This window comes from Flavobacterium sp. M31R6 (assembly GCF_013284035.1).
In the GTDB taxonomy this organism is placed as follows: domain Bacteria; phylum Bacteroidota; class Bacteroidia; order Flavobacteriales; family Flavobacteriaceae; genus Flavobacterium.
In genome coordinates, this window is the sequence record NZ_CP054141.1 from 1,274,507 (window position 1) to 1,295,149 (window position 20,643).

Here is a 20,643-nt window from a genome sequence, read left to right on the forward strand (position 1 = left end):
CGAAGTTAATATTTGTTTTTTTAATTGATTATCGTATCGCCATTCTTTAATCTTATTTTATGATTTTAGAATAGTGGCAATTTTATAAAAAAAAGAAACCCTTTCAGTTTTTTAGTCTGAAAGGGTTTATGATATGCAAAATAAAATTAGTGAATTGAAATTTCAAAAGGCATTCTGGCTTGGATTCCTTTTTGCATTTGAATTTTTTTAATTTGCTGCAAAATAAAATAATTTTCTTCTCCAATTTCGCCTTTGATTAAATCTTCTTTTGATTTTGCAAAAGGGAATTTGGAAAAGATATCGCTAAAATCTTTTTCGTAAACCGGAAAGTTTTGTGTAGAATAATCTCTGATTTTTGCCAATGTTGCAGCTTCTTTTAAGGCGTCATTTAAATTCCCAATTTTGTCCACCAAACCAATTCTTTTGGCTTCAGTACCGGTCCAAACGCGGCCTTGAGCTATAGAATCTACTTGTGCAAATGTCATTTTTCGTCCTTCGGCAACATGAGTCACAAATGTTTTGTACACTTTCTCTATGCCTTCTAGGGTTACTGCTTTGAATTTTTCGTTCAAAGGAACAAATGGACTGTAATTAGCATTTTCATTGGTCATTACTTGTTCCGTATTGATTCCAATTTTTGTTGTTAACTGACTAAGGTTTGGTAAAACTCCAAAAACTCCAATTGATCCTGTTATTGTGTTTCTTTCTGCAAAAATGGTATTTGCATTACAGGCAATATAATATCCTCCAGAAGCGGCATAATTTCCCATAGATACAACAACTGGTTTTACTTTTTTGGTTAGTTCAATTTCTCTCCAAATTAAATCAGATGTCAAGGCGCTTCCTCCAGGACTGTCAACGCGAAGTACGATGGCTTTTATATCTTTGTCTTTTCTGGCTTCTTGTAATGAACGACGCATTGAGCCTTCGCCTATTACGTTGACATCGCCTTCACCACCTTGAATTTCTCCTTGCGCATAAATTACGGCAATTTGATTGTCTGAGTCTGAAATTATGGATGTTGTTGCTACTTTTTGCGCATAATCGGTTATTGATACTTTGTTGTAGTCTTCATCGCCAGCTACTTTCAAAGCTTTTTTGATAGCATCATGATAAACGTCTTCATAGGCAACAATGTCAATAAGTTTGTTTGCTTTGGCCATTTCTGGGGTACGTGCCAATAAACCGGTTGCGATTTCATTCAATCTAGAAGTAGATATGTGGCGACTTTCCGAAATATCGGCAAGAACGGAGCTCCAAACAGAGTTTAGCAAGGCAGTGGTTTGCTCTCTATTGGCATCACTCATTTTGTTTTCAAGGAAAGGTTCAACGGCACTTTTGTATTTTCCGTGACGAATGACTTCCATTTTAACTCCAGATTTTTCCTGGAAATCTTTAAAGAACATTATTTCAGTAGATAATCCTTTAAAATCAAGATCACCGGCAGGATTCAAATAGATAGTGTTGGCAACTGAGTTTAGGTAATAATCTCTCTGTGTATAATTATTGGCGTAGGCCATAACAAATTTTCCTGATTTTTTGAAATCATTCAATGCTTCTCTCAATTCTTTGCTTTGAGCCAATCCTAGTTCAGAATCTTGATTCAAAATAGATATTCCTTTAATATCACTGTCTGTTTTTGCAACAGCTATGGCATTAATGATATCGGTAAGTCCAATGTTTTTTTTCTCAGAAAAGACATCTATCCATGGGTCTTTGTATTTACCGGCATAATCATTGGAAATATTCTTCAGGTCTAATTCTATAACTGAATTTTTTTTGATCTCAACACCTTCTGACTCTCCTCCAAATAATGCTCCTATGAGTACTATCCCAAAGAAAAACAACATAAAAAAAATAAAAATACCAATAATGGTAGCCATCACATTTCCTAAAAATCTCATATAGTATATTTTTCTAATAAGTTGCAAAAAGTGCATATTTGTTACAGTTAATGCTGAAAATAAATTGAAACACTCTGGGCAAATATACTGCTATTCTAAAATTCTTTTGCTTAATTTGTGCCTAATATGGAATTACAGCATCAAGTTATTTTATCTCTAGGAAGCAATCAGGGCAATCGTTTGAAAAACATTGAATTATGTCTTGAATTGATTCATCAGGAAATCGGGACTATTATAAAAGTTTCACATTTATACGAAACACCTTCTTGGGGTTTTGAAAGTGAGGCGTTTTATAATTGTGCCTTAGTTTTGCATTCCTCTTATTCTGCTCAGAAAATTTTGGAGCTGGTTTTGCAAGTAGAAAAAAAGCTGGGGCGTATTCGCAGTGAGAATGCAGGATATCAATCCAGAATAATTGACATTGATTTGATTGCTTTTGATGATGAAATCCTAGATTTGGATCATCTTCAAATTCCGCATCCACTAATGCAAAATCGAAAATTTGTTTTGTTGCCTTTTCAGGATTTGAATGTTGGCTGGGTGCATCCTATTTTAAAAAAAACAATTGCGGAACTCATTCAGATAACTCCAGATGAGAGTATTTGTGAAGTAGTCCAAAAGTTAGAAAGTCCTTTGGATAAAATAATATTAAACCAATACAATTACATTGCAATAGAAGGTAATATTGGTGCAGGAAAATCTACTTTGGCACTAAAAATGGCCGAAGATTTTAATGCTAAAACCGTTTTGGAGCGTTTTGCCGACAATCCATTTTTGCCCAAATTTTATGAAGATCAAAGCCGTTACGCATTTTCGCTTGAAATGTCTTTCCTGGCAGACAGGTACCAGCAATTATCGGATGATTTATCGCAATTTGATTTATTTAAGGATTTTATCATTGCCGATTATCATATTTTTAAATCGTTGTTATTTTCTAAAATTACCTTAGAAGAAGATGAGTTTAGATTGTATCGTACGTTATTTGATATCATTTATAAAGAAATGCCAAAGCCGGATTTGTATATTTATCTCTATCAAAACACCAATCGATTGTTGCAAAACATAAAAACGAGAGGTAGGAGTTACGAACAAGACATCACAGCGGATTATTTGGAAAAAATAAACAAAGGATACTTGGAGTATATCAAGACTCAAACCGATTTGAATGTTTTAATCATCGATGTTTCTGATCGGGACTTTGTAAATAATCAGGAGGATTATCTTTTTATTTTAGATAAAATTCAAGAAAAGGGTAGTTTGTAATTTATCTTTTTAATGAAAAATGTCCTTTCAATTCCGGACTATTCGGATCTAATTTTAATACATACCAATAATCGGTTGCAGGTAAAATATTTTTGTTAAAGGTGCCGTCCCAACTGCGATTTAAATTATTAAGTAGCGTAATTATTTTACCATAACGGTCAAAAATTGTTATCTCCGCTAATGGGTAATTGAGCAATCCTTTTACTTCCCAGACATCATTAAATCCGTCATTGTTTGGAGTGAAGTATTTGGGTGCGATTAGTACAATAAAGTTTTTTGTAATTGGATTTTCACATGAGTTTATTTCCCTTACGTAAGCAGTTTGGTATCCGCTTGGAACATTTGTAAATACATTAGAACTTTGAAAATTGATTCCGTCGATAGAGTATTCAAAATAATTTTGTGGATTTTTCAAACGAATAGTTACCTGTGATTCATCAGCTTCAATTGGGTCAATAATCTCAGGGATTGGATGCTGAAAAACCGTAATGGTTTTTGTTACGGTACAGCTTTCGGGTTCGGGAGTTTTGATTTTTACGGTAAATTCACCAGGGCTGTTCGGAATTATTGTTTTAGTATTTTCACCGGTTGACCATAAGTAAGTGATTCCGTTTAAGGACGCATCTAGTGTTATTTTATTTTTTGTGCACCAAAGAATTTCTTCGTCTTCAATTTTTGGTAAGTCATATACCATGACACTGATTTTTATTCGACGGCCATTACTGCAACCATTACTAACGGCTTCAACATAATAATCAGTATTTTTTGAAAAATTTCTGGTGAAACTAGTACCGATTCCAACTAGGCTATTATTCGTAGGCCCTTCATACCAATAGGTTTCTCCTTCACTAGAAAGTACAGATAAAGTTGCTTCACCCGGCCCGCAGGTTGTAAATGTGGTTTGTGGTGTTGTAATGATTGGAATTGCATTTATAGTTGCCGTTATTGGAGTACGTTCAGATGTTTTTGCACAGAAGGCATAAGCGGTTTCTATGTAATAAGTAGTTGTGCTTGATAATTTTGGCGTGGTGAATTGATTGCCGGAAGCAATTGGGATTCCGCCAGTTTCATTTTCATACCATCTAACTTCACCTAAATTAGTAGTCCCTTCTAGAGATACTTCGCCTACATCACATTTAGACGCGGGTATTGTATTTGTGATTTGAGGTATAGTTATAGTTGTACTTGTTGCAATTTGAAGTTCAGGATCTAAAGGCATGCCTCCGTACTCTACGATATAGCCTCTTGATTTCATAGGTCCCGTTGTTGTTCCGTAATAGGTTAAGTCAATCCAAGAGCCTTTTATGCCGAGACTTGAATCTTTGTCTAAAATATGAGCGAAATGTTCTAGACCTGTACCATTATCGGGTTCGTTATTGGTGCCATTTTTTCTATTCCAATAGGCAAAATTTGGAGTATAACCAGGTCCGAAAATATTGGAATATTTTACACCACCGGGTCCTACTTCTAGATTACTCCAGAATAAAGTGCCGTTTTCTGGACCGGTTAACCATCTCCATTCTCCTTCTACTTTATAATCAGATCCGCCAATCCAACCCGTTCCGGGTAATTGTTCGCCAATTATTTGTTGTTCTTCTGCGGATAAAATTGTTGCTAAATATCCTTTTAAACCAAAATAAGTTTTTGTTTCGGCTGCTGTTTTTGCATCTCCCCAGGTGATTCCGGGTGATTCAAAATACTCATAAAAATGTTGATTGGTTGGTAAATAATTCGCTTTGTCTATACTTATTGAAAACGTTCTGTTTCCGGTTGGCTTTTTGGAAGAGTTGGTGTAGACAACATCTTTTATTGCCGCAATAAACTCAGCGTATGGTGTCAAAATTCCATTTACGGGTGCCGATAGTTTTAGTTTACCCGCATTTGGATCCCAATTTGCAACAATCGAAGGATGATTTCCAGTAAGAGTTAACAAATCTTGTTTGTCATTATATCCAACAGAAATTTGAATGTAAATAGATTGGGTGTTAGTATCGTCAGGGTCGGTAATATTCATATCAGTTACGATAGGAATACTGGTTTGTGGACAATAAATTTGATTTCCAGTAGCTTTTAGATAAGGAGGAATGTTGTCTAATGTGTTATTTTTATTGGTGTTGAAAGTGGTAAGTATATTTTCTTTTTTTAGAATACTATCATTTTTTCTTTGACATATATCATTTGCATAGCTTGTTTTTGAAAAAACCAGTATCAATGATGTTAGTATGAAAAAAGTATTTATTCTTGTCATTTTATAAAAGTATTCATTTTTTTAAAATAAAAGAGAACTTGTTTAAAATGAATATTTGTAATCGATATAAAATCAGTGCTTTACCTTTTTAAGGAAAAATGTCCTTTCAATTCGGGGCTATTAGTATCCAATTTTAGTACATACCAATAATCAGTCGCAGGCAAAGGATTTTTGTTGAATGTTCCATCCCAACCACGATTGGAATGATTGAGTTGGGCGATTTTTTTTCCATAACGATCAAAAAGAATTACTTCGGCTAAGGGATAGTTTATCAATCCTTTTATCTCCCAGACATCATTATATCCGTCATTGTTTGGAGTGAAATATTTCGGGACAATGATTACAATAAAAGGTTTGTCATCGATGCTGCATTGATTGATTTCACGTACATAAGCGGTTTGTAATCCGCTGGGTGCATTCGTAAAAACATTAGAGCTTTGATAGTAAATGCCGTCTATTGAATATTCAAAATAATCTTCGTTTTTTATTAGTTCAATGGTAACGGTTGTTTCGTCAACTTTTACACTCTTTATTTCGGGTTTGTCATATTCAAATACAGTAATTTTTTTTGTGTTTGTGCAATTTTCTGGCGCTGGGCTGGTCACATCTACGGTGTAAATTCCTGTTGTTGGAGCTTTAATTGTTTGCGAGGTTTCGCCGGTGTTCCAAAGATAAGTCATGTTAGGAATAGAGACGTCCAGCTCAACTGAACCAGGAATGCATATAGCTACTTTTTGATCTGTTACAGGAGGAAGCGGATAGATCTCAATTTTAAATGGTGTTCTTGTTAATGAAATACAGTTATTGTTATTGGCCTCTGCATAAAAAGTGGTGTTTGTAGAGATTTGTGGCGTTATATAAGTGAATCCAGTTCCTAAAATGCTGCCTCCTGAATTTGTTGGAAACCAATTTATTATTCCTTCGCTTGCTGTGACTTTTAAGAAAAAAATACCAAAACCACAAACTGGTGAAAGTACAGTTTCAGGGGTTATGTTTGGGACTGAATTTACTTTTACATCAACGGGGGTTCTTTGGGTTTTACAACCTGCAATAGTGCTTTCTACATAATAGGTTGTTGAGGTGTTCAAAATTGGTGTTGCAAAATTGGTGCCTGTTGCAATTATATTTCCGCCAATTGCTGTGTCATACCAATTGATTGTTCCTGTAGAGGTTGTGGCTTCGAGCTTACTGCTTCCAGAATTGCAAATTTGTGGAGCAACCGTACTTGTAATTGCAAGCATAGTTAAAGTAGTGCTGGCTGACATTTGTAGTGGAGGATCGCCCGGCATGCCACCATATTCAACAATGTATCCTTTAGGATGGTTAAATTTTGTAGGGTCTTCCACTCCATAAAGTTCTAAGTCATTCCAAGTTCCTTTTTGTCCATTATTTGGATCTGTGATATAAGCATAATCTTCTACTCCAGGTCTTTTTATGAAGTCTATTATTCCTCCATTATCAGGTTCTTTATAGTTATTCCAATAAGCGAAAGTAGTAGTATAGCCAGCTTGAAGTCCATTCCAAAAAATTGTACCCATTTCTGGTCCCGATTGCCATCTCCATTCTCCTTCTTTTAAGGCGTCACTTCCAGCAATCCATCCATTTCCAGAGAGTTGCTCTCCTATAAATTTAGCTTCGTCTAATGTGGTAATGGTCGCTAAGTAGCCTTTTAAACCAAAGTAAGAACTTGATTCTGCGGCTCTTTTAGCATTTCCCCATGAAATGCCAGGTGAGGATACGAATTGATAATAATGTGTGGACGAGGGAAGGTAATTGGATTTGCCTAAATTTATAGAAAAATTTCTGCTGCCAGTAGGTACTGCAGAACTGGTTTTGAATTCAATATTTTTGACAGCATTAATAAAATCTGAATGAGGTAGTGGATTTCCGTTTATACTCGTAAGTGAGAGTTTTCCGGTTTCTGCATTCCAAATTGACGTCACCGTTGGATGCAAACCTGTTAGCGTCAAAACATCTTCTCCAATTAAATATCCTGAGGATATTTGAACGTTTATTGCATTAATTGTGTTCTCTGCAGGATCATTAATGCTTATATCAGTAACTATTTTAATGCTGGTTTGCGGACAATAAATTTGATTTCCCGTTGCTCTGATTATAGGAGAGCCTGTTATAAAAATAGATTTAGATAAGTTGATATTTTGAATATAGTTTTTTTTGAAATCTTTTTTGGGAGGATTATTGGCATTGATAGTGCCTGTTGTATTAAAAAATATTACAACAAAAAGAGAAAGTATTTTATTTTTGAATACGGTTTTCAATACAATGCAATTTTTTACAAAAGAGAACGTAATATTTTTTTATGTTGAAATTCTTTTAATCTTAAAATACAATTACAATCAATATATAACATTAAAAGAAAAACGATTACATTATCTCTTTAAAGAAAAATGTCCTTTTAATTCTGGGCTATTAGGGTCCAATTTTAGCAGATACCAATAGTCAGTTGCGGGTAATGGTTTTTTGTTAAAATTGCCATCCCAACTGTGATTGGAATGATTGAGTTGGGTTATTAATTTTCCGTAGCGGTCAAAAAGGGAAACTTCGGCCAAAGGATAGTTTATTAGTCCTTTTATTTCCCAAACATCATTAAATCCATCATTGTTTGGAGTGAAATATTTTGGGACAATAATGACGATGAAAGGTTCACTGTCAATACTGCATTTATTGATATCGCGAACATAAGCGGTTTGTAATCCGCTGGGTGCATTAGTGAAAACATTGGAATCTTGGTAATTATATCCGTCTATTGAGAATTCAAAATAATCTTCAGTTTTTACTAGTTCTATTGTAACGGTTGTTTCGTCGACTTTTACCTCTTTTATTTCTGGTTTATTGTCCTCGACTACGGTAATTGTTTTTCTGTTAGTACAGTTTTCAGGCGCAAGACTAGTTACATCTACTGTGTAAATTCCTGTTGTCGAAACGTCAATTGTTTGAGTAGTTTCATTTGTTGACCATAGGTAGGTCATATTGGGAATTGCTGCATCCAATGTAACTGTGCTGAGATTACATTTTTTTACAGTTTCATTAGTAACTGCTGGTAATGGGTAAACAAGTAAGTCAACAGGAACTTTTATGCCGTTTGTACAGCCATTGTTTATGGCTTCGGCAAAATAGGTTGTGCTTGTAGCAATGTGCGGTGTGATGTAGGGCGATCCACTGCCTACAACAGTTCCTGCAATTTGAGAATACCAATTTATGGTTCCAATAGAGGGAGTCGCTGTTAATGTAAATAATCCAGGTCCACAGTTGGTTACGGGAGAATTTGTATCTGTGATTGTTGGAGTGATGCTTACTTTGGCTTCTACTGCAGTTCTGCTGCTGGCACAACTAGCGGTTGTTGTTTCAACATAATAGTTGGTTGTAGTGTTTAAAATTGGAGTGATAAAATTAGCGCCAGTTCCCATGTAGTTGCCTCCGGTTACGGCATCATACCAATTAATAGTTCCTGTTGTAGCCGTAGCTTGTAGGGTAACTGTTCCTGCGTCACATCTTGAATCTGGTTTGGTACTCGTTATGGATGCAATGGTCAGAGTAGTACTGGCTGAAAGTTGTAATACCGGATCTCCGGCTGTTCCTCCATATTCCACAATGTATCCTTTGGGCTGGTAATCACCACTCGGACTTCCAGCATTGGCTAAATCATTCCAAGAACCTGCTATTCCAACTCCGGGAGCCGTGATATGGGCATAATCTTCATCCCCTGCTTGATTAGGTTCTCCTGAATTCCAGAAAGCAAAATTGGGACTTGAACCATTGGAAAGGCCATTCCAAAAAACAGTGCCTGCTTCAGGCCCTGTTACCCATTTCCAGACACCTTCTGTTTCGGCATCACTTCCGCCAATCCAGCCAGCTCCTGGAGCTTGTTTTCCTGCTAATTGCGCTTCGTCTGCGGCGGTAAGCGTAGCCAGATAGCCTTTAAGTCCATAGTAAGTTCTGATGTCTGCCGCGGCCTTGGCAGCGGTCCAAGTAATTCCTAAGTTAGGCACGTATTCATAATAATGACCGTTTCTAGGTAAATAATTGGCTTGGCCTATACTAATTGAAAATTTTCTTATCCCTGAGGGTGTAGCCGAAGAACTGTTAAACTGAACGTCTTTTATGGCATTTTCAAAATCGATATAGGTTACTTGTGCTCCTGTGGGACTTTTTAATGTTAATTTCCCTTCATTAGAATTCCAGCTGCTTGTAATTGAGGTATGTGATAAAGCATTATTAAGAGATAAAAGGTCTTCTCCTTTGATATAACCCGATGAAATTTGGATGTAAATCGCATCAGTACCTGTGTCGTCTGGATCTGTAATGGAAATTGATGGTGCAATATTGACGCTGGTTAAAGGACAATAAGTTTGATCGTCTGTCGCAGTAAGAATTGGTGCAACATTGGCAAGTGAATGAGTTTTTTTGTTCGATTTTATTAGTGAAGCAGTAAATCCTTTTTTAGGTGGATTATGGATGAGATTAGCATAACCAAAATTATAAATTGAAAATGCAAAAAGTAATAATATGTTGATGTGGAGTCTAATTTTCATTTTATAAAAATAGGCTTTTAAATCAAAACGCAAAAGTTTGTTTAGAAGTTTATTAGATAAAAAATGAGTAATTACAAATTGACTTTTAATTGTTAAATTGTTTAAATAAATCCCAAACTGCAATCCCAGCACTTACAGAAATATTTAAAGAATGTTTGGTTCCCAATTGCGGAATTTCGATGCATCCGTCACATAAAGCTACAGCTTCCTGTGCCACACCATAAACTTCATTTCCGAAGATTAAAGCATACTTTTGCTTTTTGTCTACTTTAAAATCTTGAAGGAAAACGGAACTTTCAACTTGTTCAATAGCGAGGGTAATGATGTTTTCTTCTTTTAAATTCGCAATAACTTCTAGTACATTTTCATGATGTTCCCAAGCTACAGTTTCGGTTGCGCCAAGAGCGGTTTTGTGAATTTCCTTATTTGGAGGAGTGGCTGTGATACCGCACAAGATTATTTTTTCGATTAAAAAAGCATCGGCCGTTCTGAAAACAGATCCTATGTTGTGCAAACTGCGAATGTCGTCCAAAACTAAAATCAAGGGTGTTTTTTCAGATTTTTTAAAATCGTCAATTGATTTTCTTTCTAGTTCGCTGTTTTCAAGTTTTCTCATAGTTGGGTAATTGTTTTTATAAAAAAGGCTTCCCAAAAATCAGGAAGCCTTTCTTTATTTGATAAAAAAGTAATGTTAGCTTTTTGTTGCAGCAGGTGCAGCGTCTGGTAAAACAGTTCCTTTAATTGTAAGGGTTTTTGTTGGTTGACCTTCAGCATTTGAAGTTACAGTCACAGTTTTTGTAAATGGACCTACTCTGTCTGTAGCATATTTTACTCCAATAACTCCTTTTGCTCCTGGCGCAATTGGTTCTTTTGGTGTAGTTGGTACTGTACATCCACAAGATCCTTGAGTGTTTGTGATAATTAATGGTTTGTTACCATTATTAGTGAAAACAAATTGACGATTACCATCAGCATTGTGAGCTACGGTCCCATAATCAATAGTTTCATTTTCAAAAACCATTCCTGCACCATCTACTTTTGGTAATGCAGCAACTGCAGTTGTTTTTGCTTTTTTAGCTTTTTTTGAAGTCTCTTGAGCGTTAGAAACAGTTGTTCCTAAAATAGTTAGCATCGCTAGTAGAAGTATTTTTTTCATAGTCTTTTTAGATTTGATTGACAAATTTAAACAAATTAACAAAATTGTATTGTAAATTTTTCTTAAAACTAATTTAATTTTTTTTCGCCTTAGTTTTTTGCGGTATAAAATTATAAATTCGCTGAGTTTTTTATTCATTCTAATACAACAATTTTGGCAGCAAAAGATAAGATAGTTAAAGAGACTCCATTAATGAAACAATACAATGAAATCAAAAGGAAATATCCTGATGCTTGCTTGTTGTTTCGTGTTGGGGATTTTTATGAAACTTTTGGAGAAGATGCCGTTCGGGCTTCTAAAATTCTGGGAATCACATTAACGAAAAGAGGGGCGGGTTCCGAGACTGAGACTGCACTGGCTGGTTTTCCTCATCATTCTATCAATACTTATTTGCCTAAATTAGTCAAAGCGGGGCTTCGAGTGGCTATTTGTGATCAATTGGAAGATCCCAAAATGACCAAAACCATCGTTAAACGTGGGGTTACGGAACTTGTTACGCCGGGAGTTTCCATGAATGATGAGGTTTTGCATTCTAAAACCAATAATTTTCTTGCGGCAGTTTATTTTGCCAATAAAATGATTGGTGTTTCATTTTTGGATGTTTCCACTGGTGAATTTCTTACTGCCCAAGGGAATGCTGAATACATAGATAAATTGCTTCAAAATTTCAATCCGAGTGAGGTTTTGGTTCCAAAAAACAGCAAAAGCGAATTCCGTGAAATTTTCGGGGAGGATTTCCATAATTTCTATTTGGAAGATTGGATTTTTAAAGAAGATTATGCTTTAGAAACATTGACGAAACATTTTCAAACTGTTTCTTTAAAAGGTTTTGGAATCGAAGAATTGAGAGAAGGAATTATTGCATCGGGTGCCATTCTTTATTATTTATCCGAAACACAGCATAATAGAGTACAGCACATTACGGCTATCCATAGAATTGCTGAGGATGCCTATGTTTGGATGGATCGATTCACGATTCGGAATCTGGAATTGTATCACAGCTATAATCCAAATGCTGTTACGCTATTGGATGTAATTGATAAAACGCTTTCGCCAATGGGTGGGCGTTTGTTAAAACGCTGGTTGGCTTTGCCTTTAAAAGATAGTAATAAAATAAAAAGTCGTCATCAAGTAGTTTCTTATTTGAAAGAAAACCAAGATGTTTTAAAAAATATTCAAAATCAAATCAAACAGATTTCGGATCTGGAGCGTTTGATTTCCAAAATTGCCACAGGTAAGGTTTCGCCTCGTGAAGTAGTTTATCTGAAAGAATCATTGGATGCCATTATTCCAATCAAGACATTGGCTTTGTCAAGTCCGCAGGAAGCTGTAAAAGTAATTGGAGACAGTTTGCATAGCTGCGATTTATTACGTGAAAAAATACAAATTACCTTAAATCAGGATGCACCCGTGGCGATTGCCAAAGGGAATGCGATTGCTAAAGGAATTAATGCAGAATTGGATGATTTGCGTGCGATATCTACTTCTGGAAAGCAGTTTTTGGAAGGAATTGAGAAAAGAGAATCCGAACGTACAGGAATTTCTTCATTGAAAATATCGTTCAATAACGTTTTTGGATATTATATTGAAGTTCGAAATACACATAAAGATAAAGTTCCTGCAGAGTGGATTAGAAAGCAAACATTAGTAAGTGCGGAGCGTTATATTACCGAGGAGCTAAAGGAATATGAAACTAAAATTTTAGGGGCGGAAGAGAAAATTCAAAAAATTGAAAGCGATTTATTTGAGCAATTAGTGAGTTGGGTGGCTACGTACATCAAGCCTGTTCAGATGAATGCTAATTTGGTAGCACAATTGGATTGTTTGTGTTGTTTTACGCAGCTGGCAATTGAGAATAAATACGTTTGCCCAGAAATTGACGAAACATTTGAACTAGAAATTAAAGATGGAAGACATCCTGTAATTGAAAAGCAATTGCCAGTTGGAGTTCCATATATTACTAATGATGTTTTTCTAGATAGAGAAGCGCAGCAATTGATAATGATTACTGGACCCAATATGTCGGGTAAGTCGGCAATATTACGTCAAACGGCTTTGATTGTATTGCTTGCACAAATGGGAAGTTTTGTTCCGGCGGAAAGTGTTAGGATGGGAATTGTGGATAAGATATTTACCAGAGTGGGTGCTTCAGATAATATTTCGATGGGAGAGTCTACTTTTATGGTCGAGATGAATGAAACCGCTTCTATTTTGAATAATATATCCGATCGAAGTTTGGTGTTGTTGGATGAAATTGGAAGAGGAACGAGTACTTATGACGGGATTTCTATTGCTTGGGCTATCGCCGAGTTTTTGCACGAGCATCCATCCAGACCCAAAACATTGTTTGCAACGCATTATCACGAATTGAATGAGATGAGTGAGACGATGCCTCGAATTCAGAATTATAATGTTTCTGTAAAAGAATTAAAGGATACAGTGCTTTTTATTCGAAAATTAGTAAAAGGGGGAAGCGCACACAGTTTTGGTATCCATGTAGCCAAAATGGCGGGGATGCCTCAGCTTGTTATTTCAAGAGCACAAAAAATGCTGAAGAAATTAGAAAAAAACCATTCGAGTGATGTATTGAATGGTATAAAATCGGCAAAAGATGAAATGCAAATGAGCTTCTTTAATCTTGATGATCCTTTGCTGGAGGAAATAAAAGAAGAGATTGTTAATTTAGATATAAACGCCATTACTCCTGTTGAAGCATTGATGAAACTCAATGAGATTAAAAGAATGCTATCCAGGAAATAATTTTACAGATTTAAAGTTATCGTTGTCAGAACGTTAAATTTTATATCAATTTTTTTTCAAAAAAAGCCTTGTGTAATTGAATAAATATTCTAAATTTGCAACCGCAATACGAGATAAGTGTTGCGGTTCTTTTTAAGAATGAAATGCGAAAATAGCTCAGTTGGTAGAGCGCGACCTTGCCAAGGTCGAGGTCGCGGGTTCGAGCCCCGTTTTTCGCTCAAAATCGTCTAATGCTCGGATGGTGCTATATTTAATTAATTTTTCAAAAAAATTATATATAAAACCGAAAAGTATAATGCTCGGATGGTGAAATTGGTAGACACGCTGGACTTAAAATCCAGTGAACAGCAATGTTCGTGCGGGTTCAAGTCCCGCTCTGAGTACAAAAAGCTTCAAACTATGTTTGGAGCTTTTTTTATTTGTGTAAATTATAATGATGAACTAGTTTGTGTGTCAGTGATTTAATCTTTTGTTTGAAATCGGTAATCTAAATTTTAAATTCTAAAATCAAATGGGTGCTTTTGTAATTAGTAAAAGATTTGATGATCAATATAAGTTTGTGTTTACTTCCAGAAAAGGGAAAGTTATTTTTACGAGCTTGAAGTATGAGCTTAAGTTTGAGTGCGAAGAAGCAGTTGAGTATTTTAAAAGCAATATTAATCTGGCGACTTTTGATAAGCACAAATCGGCTGGGGGGAAATATTTTTTTAAGCTGTTTTTGGATGGGGCACCTTTTGCTTTAAGTAGAAAATATACGACCGAATTAAGGGTTCAGAAAGGGATTGATGAAATCATGAAATATGCGTCAGTTTCGGAAATCTTGGACTTCTCGGATAATGATTTGATTTTTTTGGATTGATTATTAGGGTATGATAAAAGAAAAAAAAATACCATCACGATTTCGTGATGGTATTTTTTTTGGATATCTTTCAAAGTAGTGAAATGATAGATTCGTTGAAATAGGTCCAAAAAAAAAGCTGCATTGGATGCAGCTTATTTTTTTCTAGCGTAATTTGAAATTACTTAGCTGGAGCAGCAGCAGGAGTTGCAGCAGGTGCAGCAGCAGCAGAATCAACAGCTACAGCAGCAGTATCAGCAGCTACAGCAGTAGTATCAGCAGGAGCAACAGCAGTAGAATCTACAGCAGTAGTTTCTTCAGCAGGAGCATCAGCTTTTTTACAAGATACAACAGTTAATACAGCAACAACAGCTAAACTTAAAAATACTTTTTTCATCTTAATTTAATATAAAGGTTAATTATTAATTCGTGGCAAAGATATAAAATTTTTAATATGTAAAATATTTTTTCATTTATTTTTTAAAAATAATTTTCAATCAAGGGGTTAGCTTTTTCTTTTAGGGAATATAAAATAGGTAAATAATTACAAAAGATAAAATATCTTCTTGATTTATGTGGTTTTATGTTTCTTTTTCACTCGGTTACAAATAGTTGTAATTCTTTTGTTTTTAGCTTTTCTTGTGAGTTATTTTTTCCAAAATGCTGTTAGTAGCTCCTTTGTTTTTTTGTACAAAAGAGCTGCAAATCTCCCCTTTTTGATGTCTTATGTCAGTGTTTTGAATTAAAGTTGAAAAGGCTATTTGGAGCTCTTTAGAATCGTTTATTGAGATGCAGCCTCCAATTTTTACTAAATTAATGGCTTCGTCAAAATGAGAATAATTTGGGCCAATTACGATCGGGATTCCAAAAGTAGCTGGTTCCAACAAATTGTGTACGCCTGGATTTCCAAAACCACCACCTACATAGGCAATGTCTCCATAACTGTAAATTCGGGTTAATATGCCAATGGTATCAACTATGAATACTTCAAATTGTGATAAATCTTTGTTGTCTTTTTCTGAAAATAGTACTGTCTTTTTAGTGATGCTATTTTGCAGTTGTTTGATTTGCTCGGGCTTTATGTTGTGGGGCGCAATAATGAATTTAACATCGTGAGTGCATGAATTGATGTATTCTGAAAGTAATGCTTCGTCTTTAGGCCAAGAACTTCCTATTACGATTGTTGTTTTATTGTTTTTAAATTGAGCTATAAAGTCCAAAGCATTGTCTTTTTCTAAGATAGCAACAACTCGGTCAAATCGGGTGTCGCCAGAAACTGTGACATTGGTTTTTCCTAACGAGCTAATTAGTTTTCTTGAGTTTTCATTTTGTACAAAGAAATGGGTAAAGGTGTCCAACGCTTTTCTGTAAAAACCACCATACCATTTGAAGAATAATTGCTTTTCTCTAAAAATACCCGAAATCAAATAAGTTGGAATGTTTTGTTTTTGCAATTGGTCTAAATAATTAATCCAAAATTCATATTTAATGAAGAATACAAAGTCTGGATGTACCAATTCTAAAAAGCGTTTGGTGTTTTTTGGGGTGTCCAAAGGTAGATAAACCGTTGCGTCGGCAACAGTATTATTTTTTCGAACTTCATAACCTGATGGAGAAAAAAAGGTAATCACGATTTTATGGGTTGGATACTTTTCTTTGATTTTTTCAATCACAGGCAGGCCTTGCTCGTATTCACCTAGGGAGGCAGCATGAAACCAAATGGTCTGGTCTTTAGCTGATATTTTTTGTTCCAAAATAGTAAAAACATCTTTTCTTCCATCAACGAAAAGTTTCATTTTAGGGCTGAAAAAAGCTATAATTTTTAATAAAAATTGGGTGGACAGAATGGCTAAATTATAAAGAAAATGCATTGATGATTTTTTTTGTAAAAATACATTTTCTTTGTGTTATTTTCTTCCCTAATAAATGTTTAAATTATCGTTGTCAGGAACCCACTTTTTATTTCATCGGAAAAATATTTTTTATTGTGGGTTTGATTGGTTTAAACTCATTAAATAACTATTTTTGTGCTGCTTGTTTGGGATGGCTAAATTGCAGTTAAATTTGATCTTAAAGCAAGTTTACTTCTATTAATTGTTCCTTTGAAAGGCATAGGATACTAAAAAAGAATACATGAAAAAAATACAAATGGTTGACTTAAAAAGTCAATACGATAAAATCGCAGCAACTGTAAATGCTTCGATTCAGGAAGTTTTGGATACCAATACTTATATTAATGGGCCACAGGTTCATAAATTTCAAAAATCGTTAGAAGAATATTTAGATGTTAAGCACGTAATTCCTTGTGCTAACGGAACCGATGCCTTGCAAATCGCCATGATGGGATTGGATTTAAAGCCTGGCGACGAAGTTATTACAGCCGATTTTACTTTTGCAGCTACTGTTGAAGTGATTGCATTGTTGCAATTAACGCCTGTCTTGGTAGATGTGGATATGGTGAATATGAATATTTCTATTGAGGCTATCAAAAAAGCGATTACACCAAAAACCAAAGCGATTGTGCCGGTTCATTTATTTGGACGAGCTGCCAATATGGAAGCTATTATGGCTATCGCCAAAGAACATAATTTGTATGTAATTGAAGATAATGCGCAAGCTATAGGAGCGAATTGTAAATTCTCGGATGGGACAAAAAAGAAAGCTGGAACTATTGGACATGTATCTTCTACTTCTTTTTTTCCGTCAAAAAATTTAGGATGTTATGGTGATGGTGGCGCTATTTTTACCAATGATGATGCTTTGGCACACAAACTGCGCGGAATCGTAAATCACGGAATGTATGAACGTTATCACCATGATGTAGTAGGCGTGAATTCTCGTTTGGACAGTATTCAAGCCGCTGTGCTTAATGCTAAATTGCCTTTTTTAGATGAATATGGAAAAGCAAGACAAAATGCTGCCAGAAAATATACTGCTGCTTTTGAAGGGCACAAAAATATTGTTTCTCCTAGTATTTGCGATAATTGTGATTGCCATGTTTTTCACCAATATACATTGCGAATTGTTGGGGCTAATAGAGACGGATTAATGCAACATTTGCTGGACAAAGGAATTCCATGTGCTATATATTACCCGATTCCGTTGCATTCGCAAAAAGCGTATTTGGATGTGCGTTACAAAGAGGAAGATTTTCCGGTAACGAATCAATTGGTAAAAGAAGTAATTTCACTACCGATGCATACAGAACTTGATGATGATCAAATTAAATTTATAACGGACAGTGTTTTAGAATATTTAAAATAATTTCCATAAAGACGCTATCTATAGCGTCTTTTTTATATAAACAAACATGAAAATACTAGTAACAGGAGGTTTAGGTTTCATTGGTTCCCATACTGTAGTCGAATTACAAAATGAGGGTTTTGAGGTTGTGATTATTGATAATCTTTCTAATTCTTCGGAAGAAGTTTTAAAAGGGATTGTTGCTATTACAGGCAGGATGCCAATATTTGAAAAGTTGGATTTACGTGAAAAAAAGAGCGTGCAAGAATTTTTCAAAAAACACAATGATGTTAATGGAGTTATTCATTTTGCAGCTTCTAAAGCAGTGGGTGAAAGCGTGGAAAATCCTTTGCTGTATTATGAAAACAACTTAGGTACGTTGGTTTACATTTTGCAGGAATTAGAAAAGAAAGACGAAGCTAATTTTATCTTTAGTTCGTCTTGTACGGTTTATGGTCAAGCCGAAAAAATGCCAATTACTGAAAATGCTCCAGTGCAACAGCCAATGTCCCCTTATGGTAATACCAAGAAAATAGGGGAAGAAATTATAATTGATGTTGCAAAGGCGACCAATATCAACGCTATTTTATTGCGCTATTTCAATCCGATTGGTTCACACCCTTCTGCCGAAATTGGGGAACTACCATTGGGCGTACCACAAAACTTAGTGCCTTTTATTACCCAAACTGGTTTTGGTTTGCGTCAGGAATTGTCTGTTTTTGGAGATGACTATCCTACGCCGGACGGGACGTGTATTCGAGATTACATTCACGTAGTCGATTTGGCTAAAGCCCATGTTATTGCTTTGCAGCGTTTACTGAATAAAAAGAACCTCGACAAAGTAGAAACATTCAATTTGGGAACAGGAACGGGAAGTTCGGTTTTGGAAGTGATTCGCAGTTTCGAAAAAGTGAGTGGTAAAAAACTCCCTTATAAGATTGTTCCTCGAAGAGAAGGCGATATTACCGAAGCTTATGCCAATACCGATAAAGCCAATAATATTTTGGGCTGGAAGGCACAGTCAACCTTGGATGAAGCCATGGCCAGCGCCTGGAAATGGGAACAGAAGATTAGAAGTTAGATTTTAGACTTCAGAATAAAATTAATACCAAATTATCATCATGATAATTTGGTATTTTTTGTTTTAAATAATTAGTTGTAAATTCGTTAGATAAATTATGAGCCATGAACCCTAAAAAAGATAATCCTAAAATAACTAAAGTAGAAGAGTCTTCTGTAGTTTACGAAACTTCGAGAGTTAAATTCAAAGGAATTGACAGGGCAACTTTTGATTTTGATGAAGAAGTTAAAAATGGCTATACTCCCGAAGAATTTAAGGCAGAAATGCATAAAAGAATAAAAGCATATCCTTGGAAAAAATAATTTTTAAGAATAAGGTTTTAGATTATTTTGATGAATTGATTTATACGCTTTTTGAAGAAGAGTATTTTAGCTATTCTGAAAATGCACAGCTTTATGTTGATAAAATTGTAGATTTCATAATTTTGGAAATAAATAGTTTTCCACATAAATCCACTCCCCAAAAGCTCCAATATTTAGGTTCAAATTATATTTTTTATAAAGCCAATGCTAGAACCACATGGTACGTTTTCTTTGAAAAACAAGATGCAATTTTCTTAATCACAGGAATAATGAATAATCATTGTGAGGAAGCAAAAGAACTTTAAATAAAAAAAATCCCCAAAATTGATATTTGTGGGGATTTTATTATTTATCTACTTTCTAAAAACTGCAATCAGCAGTCTAAGATTTAAGCATTTGCTGTCGCAGCTTCTTTGTCAATTTTTCCAATCAAACCTGCCAATACTTTTCCTGGACCTACTTCCGTAAACAAAGTTGCACCATCGGCAATCATTTGTTGTACAGATTGTGTCCAACGTACTGGAGCGGTTAATTGAATGATTAAGTTTTTCTTGATTTCGTTGGCGTCAGATACTGCGCTTGCTGTCACGTTTTGATACACTGGGCAAATAGGAGTAGAGAATGTAGTCGCTTCAATAGCGGCAGCAAGTTCCTCTCTTGCAGGTTCCATCATTGGTGAGTGAAAAGCGCCACCAACAGGTAATAATAAAGCTCTTTTTGCGCCAGCGGCTTTCATTGCTTCACAAGCTTTTTCTACTGCAGAAAATTCTCCTGAGATTACTAATTGTCCAGGACAATTGTAATTAGCAGCTACCACAACTTCATCGATAGAAGCACAAACTTCTTCAACGATATTATCGGCCAATCCTAAAACGGCAGCCATTGTTGAAGGCTTGATTTCGCAGGCTTTTTGCATTGCCAAAGCGCGTTGTGAAACTAATTTTAATCCGTCTTCAAACGATAAAGCGCCATTGGCAACCAATGCTGAGAATTCACCCAAAGAGTGTCCTGCAACCATTTCTGGTTTGAAATCTTCCAATGTTTTGGCTAAAATAACCGAATGTAAAAAGACTGCCGGTTGCGTTACTTTGGTTTCTTTCAATTCCTCAGCCGTTCCTTCAAACATGATGTCGGTGATGCGGAAACCTAGAATTTCATTCGCTTTTTCGAATAATTCCTTTGCTAATGCTGAGTTTTCATATAAGTCTTTGCCCATTCCCGTGAATTGTGCGCCTTGACCTGGAAATACGTATGCCTTCATATTTTTTCGTTTAATGTTTAAAAGTTTTAGGTTT

16 protein-coding genes and 2 tRNA genes are annotated in these 20,643 nt (G+C 35.3%); 9 read left to right on the top strand and 9 right to left on the bottom strand.

Annotated features, from left to right (window positions below; translation table 11 throughout):
* Window positions 1–146: 146 nt before the first annotated feature.
* Window positions 147–1,904, bottom strand: coding sequence for a signal peptide peptidase SppA (gene sppA, locus HQN62_RS05110; RefSeq protein WP_116796135.1), 1,758 nt, complete (start codon window positions 1,902–1,904; stop codon window positions 147–149).
* 126 nt (window positions 1,905–2,030) lie between these two features.
* On the opposite strand from sppA, the gene folK reads away from it, so the two are divergent.
* On the top strand, window positions 2,031–3,167 hold the full coding sequence (gene folK, locus HQN62_RS05115) for a 2-amino-4-hydroxy-6-hydroxymethyldihydropteridine diphosphokinase (protein ID WP_173503557.1): 1,137 nt from the start codon (window positions 2,031–2,033) through the stop codon (window positions 3,165–3,167).
* A gap of 1 nt (window position 3,168) precedes the next feature.
* Here folK and HQN62_RS05120 read toward each other — a convergent pair whose 3' ends face one another.
* The 5 genes from HQN62_RS05120 to HQN62_RS05140 all read right to left on the bottom strand — a co-directional run bounded on the left by HQN62_RS05120 (window position 3,169) and on the right by HQN62_RS05140 (window position 11,124).
* Window positions 3,169–5,415 (bottom strand): T9SS type B sorting domain-containing protein, encoded by a 2,247-nt coding sequence (locus tag HQN62_RS05120; RefSeq protein ID WP_173503558.1) that lies wholly within the window; start codon window positions 5,413–5,415, stop codon window positions 3,169–3,171.
* Window positions 5,416–5,495: 80 nt separating this feature from the next.
* Entirely contained in the window at window positions 5,496–7,694 is a 2,199-nt protein-coding gene (locus HQN62_RS05125; RefSeq protein WP_254454485.1) for an Ig-like domain-containing protein, read from the bottom strand.
* A gap of 111 nt (window positions 7,695–7,805) precedes the next feature.
* On the bottom strand, window positions 7,806–9,968 hold the full coding sequence (locus HQN62_RS05130; protein ID WP_173503559.1) for a T9SS type B sorting domain-containing protein: 2,163 nt from the start codon (window positions 9,966–9,968) through the stop codon (window positions 7,806–7,808).
* An 85-nt stretch (window positions 9,969–10,053) separates the two neighbouring features.
* Window positions 10,054–10,584 carry an RNA methyltransferase gene (locus HQN62_RS05135; RefSeq protein WP_173503560.1) on the bottom strand — a complete coding sequence of 177 codons (531 nt, stop codon included), beginning with the start codon at window positions 10,582–10,584 and terminating at the stop codon, window positions 10,054–10,056.
* Window positions 10,585–10,659: 75 nt separating this feature from the next.
* Window positions 10,660–11,124, bottom strand: coding sequence for a DUF1573 domain-containing protein (locus HQN62_RS05140; protein WP_116798380.1), 465 nt, complete (start codon window positions 11,122–11,124; stop codon window positions 10,660–10,662).
* A gap of 153 nt (window positions 11,125–11,277) precedes the next feature.
* On the opposite strand from HQN62_RS05140, the gene mutS reads away from it, so the two are divergent.
* From mutS to HQN62_RS05160, 4 genes are all read left to right on the top strand, one after another.
* On the top strand, window positions 11,278–13,884 hold the full coding sequence (gene mutS, locus HQN62_RS05145) for a DNA mismatch repair protein MutS (RefSeq protein ID WP_173503561.1): 2,607 nt from the start codon (window positions 11,278–11,280) through the stop codon (window positions 13,882–13,884).
* 145 nt (window positions 13,885–14,029) lie between these two features.
* Window positions 14,030–14,102 (top strand) — tRNA-Gly (locus HQN62_RS05150).
* A 79-nt stretch (window positions 14,103–14,181) separates the two neighbouring features.
* Window positions 14,182–14,267: transfer RNA gene (locus HQN62_RS05155), tRNA-Leu, on the top strand.
* Between the two features lie 128 nt (window positions 14,268–14,395).
* A complete protein-coding gene (locus HQN62_RS05160; RefSeq protein WP_116796130.1) occupies window positions 14,396–14,743 on the top strand; it encodes a YegP family protein in 348 nt (115 codons plus the stop codon).
* 160 nt (window positions 14,744–14,903) lie between these two features.
* On the opposite strand, the gene HQN62_RS05165 is transcribed toward HQN62_RS05160, so the two are convergent.
* Both HQN62_RS05165 and HQN62_RS05170 read right to left on the bottom strand, forming a co-directional pair.
* A complete protein-coding gene (locus HQN62_RS05165; protein WP_116796129.1) occupies window positions 14,904–15,119 on the bottom strand; it encodes a hypothetical protein in 216 nt (71 codons plus the stop codon).
* 232 nt (window positions 15,120–15,351) lie between these two features.
* Entirely contained in the window at window positions 15,352–16,593 is a 1,242-nt protein-coding gene (locus HQN62_RS05170; protein WP_173503562.1) for a 3-deoxy-D-manno-octulosonic acid transferase, read from the bottom strand.
* A gap of 262 nt (window positions 16,594–16,855) precedes the next feature.
* Here HQN62_RS05170 and HQN62_RS05175 point away from each other — a divergent pair, with 262 nt between their 5' ends.
* From HQN62_RS05175 to HQN62_RS05190, 4 genes are all read left to right on the top strand, one after another.
* Window positions 16,856–17,986, top strand: a complete 1,131-nt coding sequence (locus HQN62_RS05175; RefSeq protein WP_173503563.1) for a DegT/DnrJ/EryC1/StrS family aminotransferase — start codon at window positions 16,856–16,858, stop codon at window positions 17,984–17,986.
* A gap of 46 nt (window positions 17,987–18,032) precedes the next feature.
* The gene (galE, locus tag HQN62_RS05180; protein ID WP_173503564.1) at window positions 18,033–19,046 is read left to right on the top strand and encodes a UDP-glucose 4-epimerase GalE; all 1,014 of its coding nucleotides are present in this window, start codon (window positions 18,033–18,035) and stop codon (window positions 19,044–19,046) included.
* Window positions 19,047–19,150: 104 nt separating this feature from the next.
* Entirely contained in the window at window positions 19,151–19,348 is a 198-nt protein-coding gene (locus HQN62_RS05185) for a hypothetical protein (protein ID WP_173503565.1), read from the top strand.
* Window positions 19,336–19,653 carry a hypothetical protein gene (locus tag HQN62_RS05190; RefSeq protein ID WP_173503566.1) on the top strand — a complete coding sequence of 106 codons (318 nt, stop codon included), beginning with the start codon at window positions 19,336–19,338 and terminating at the stop codon, window positions 19,651–19,653. Before HQN62_RS05185 ends, HQN62_RS05190 begins: the two co-directional genes overlap by 13 nt.
* An 83-nt stretch (window positions 19,654–19,736) precedes the next feature.
* Here HQN62_RS05190 and fabD read toward each other — a convergent pair whose 3' ends face one another.
* Window positions 19,737–20,609 carry an ACP S-malonyltransferase gene (fabD, locus tag HQN62_RS05195; protein ID WP_173503567.1) on the bottom strand — a complete coding sequence of 291 codons (873 nt, stop codon included), beginning with the start codon at window positions 20,607–20,609 and terminating at the stop codon, window positions 19,737–19,739.
* Window positions 20,610–20,643 lie beyond the last annotated feature (34 nt).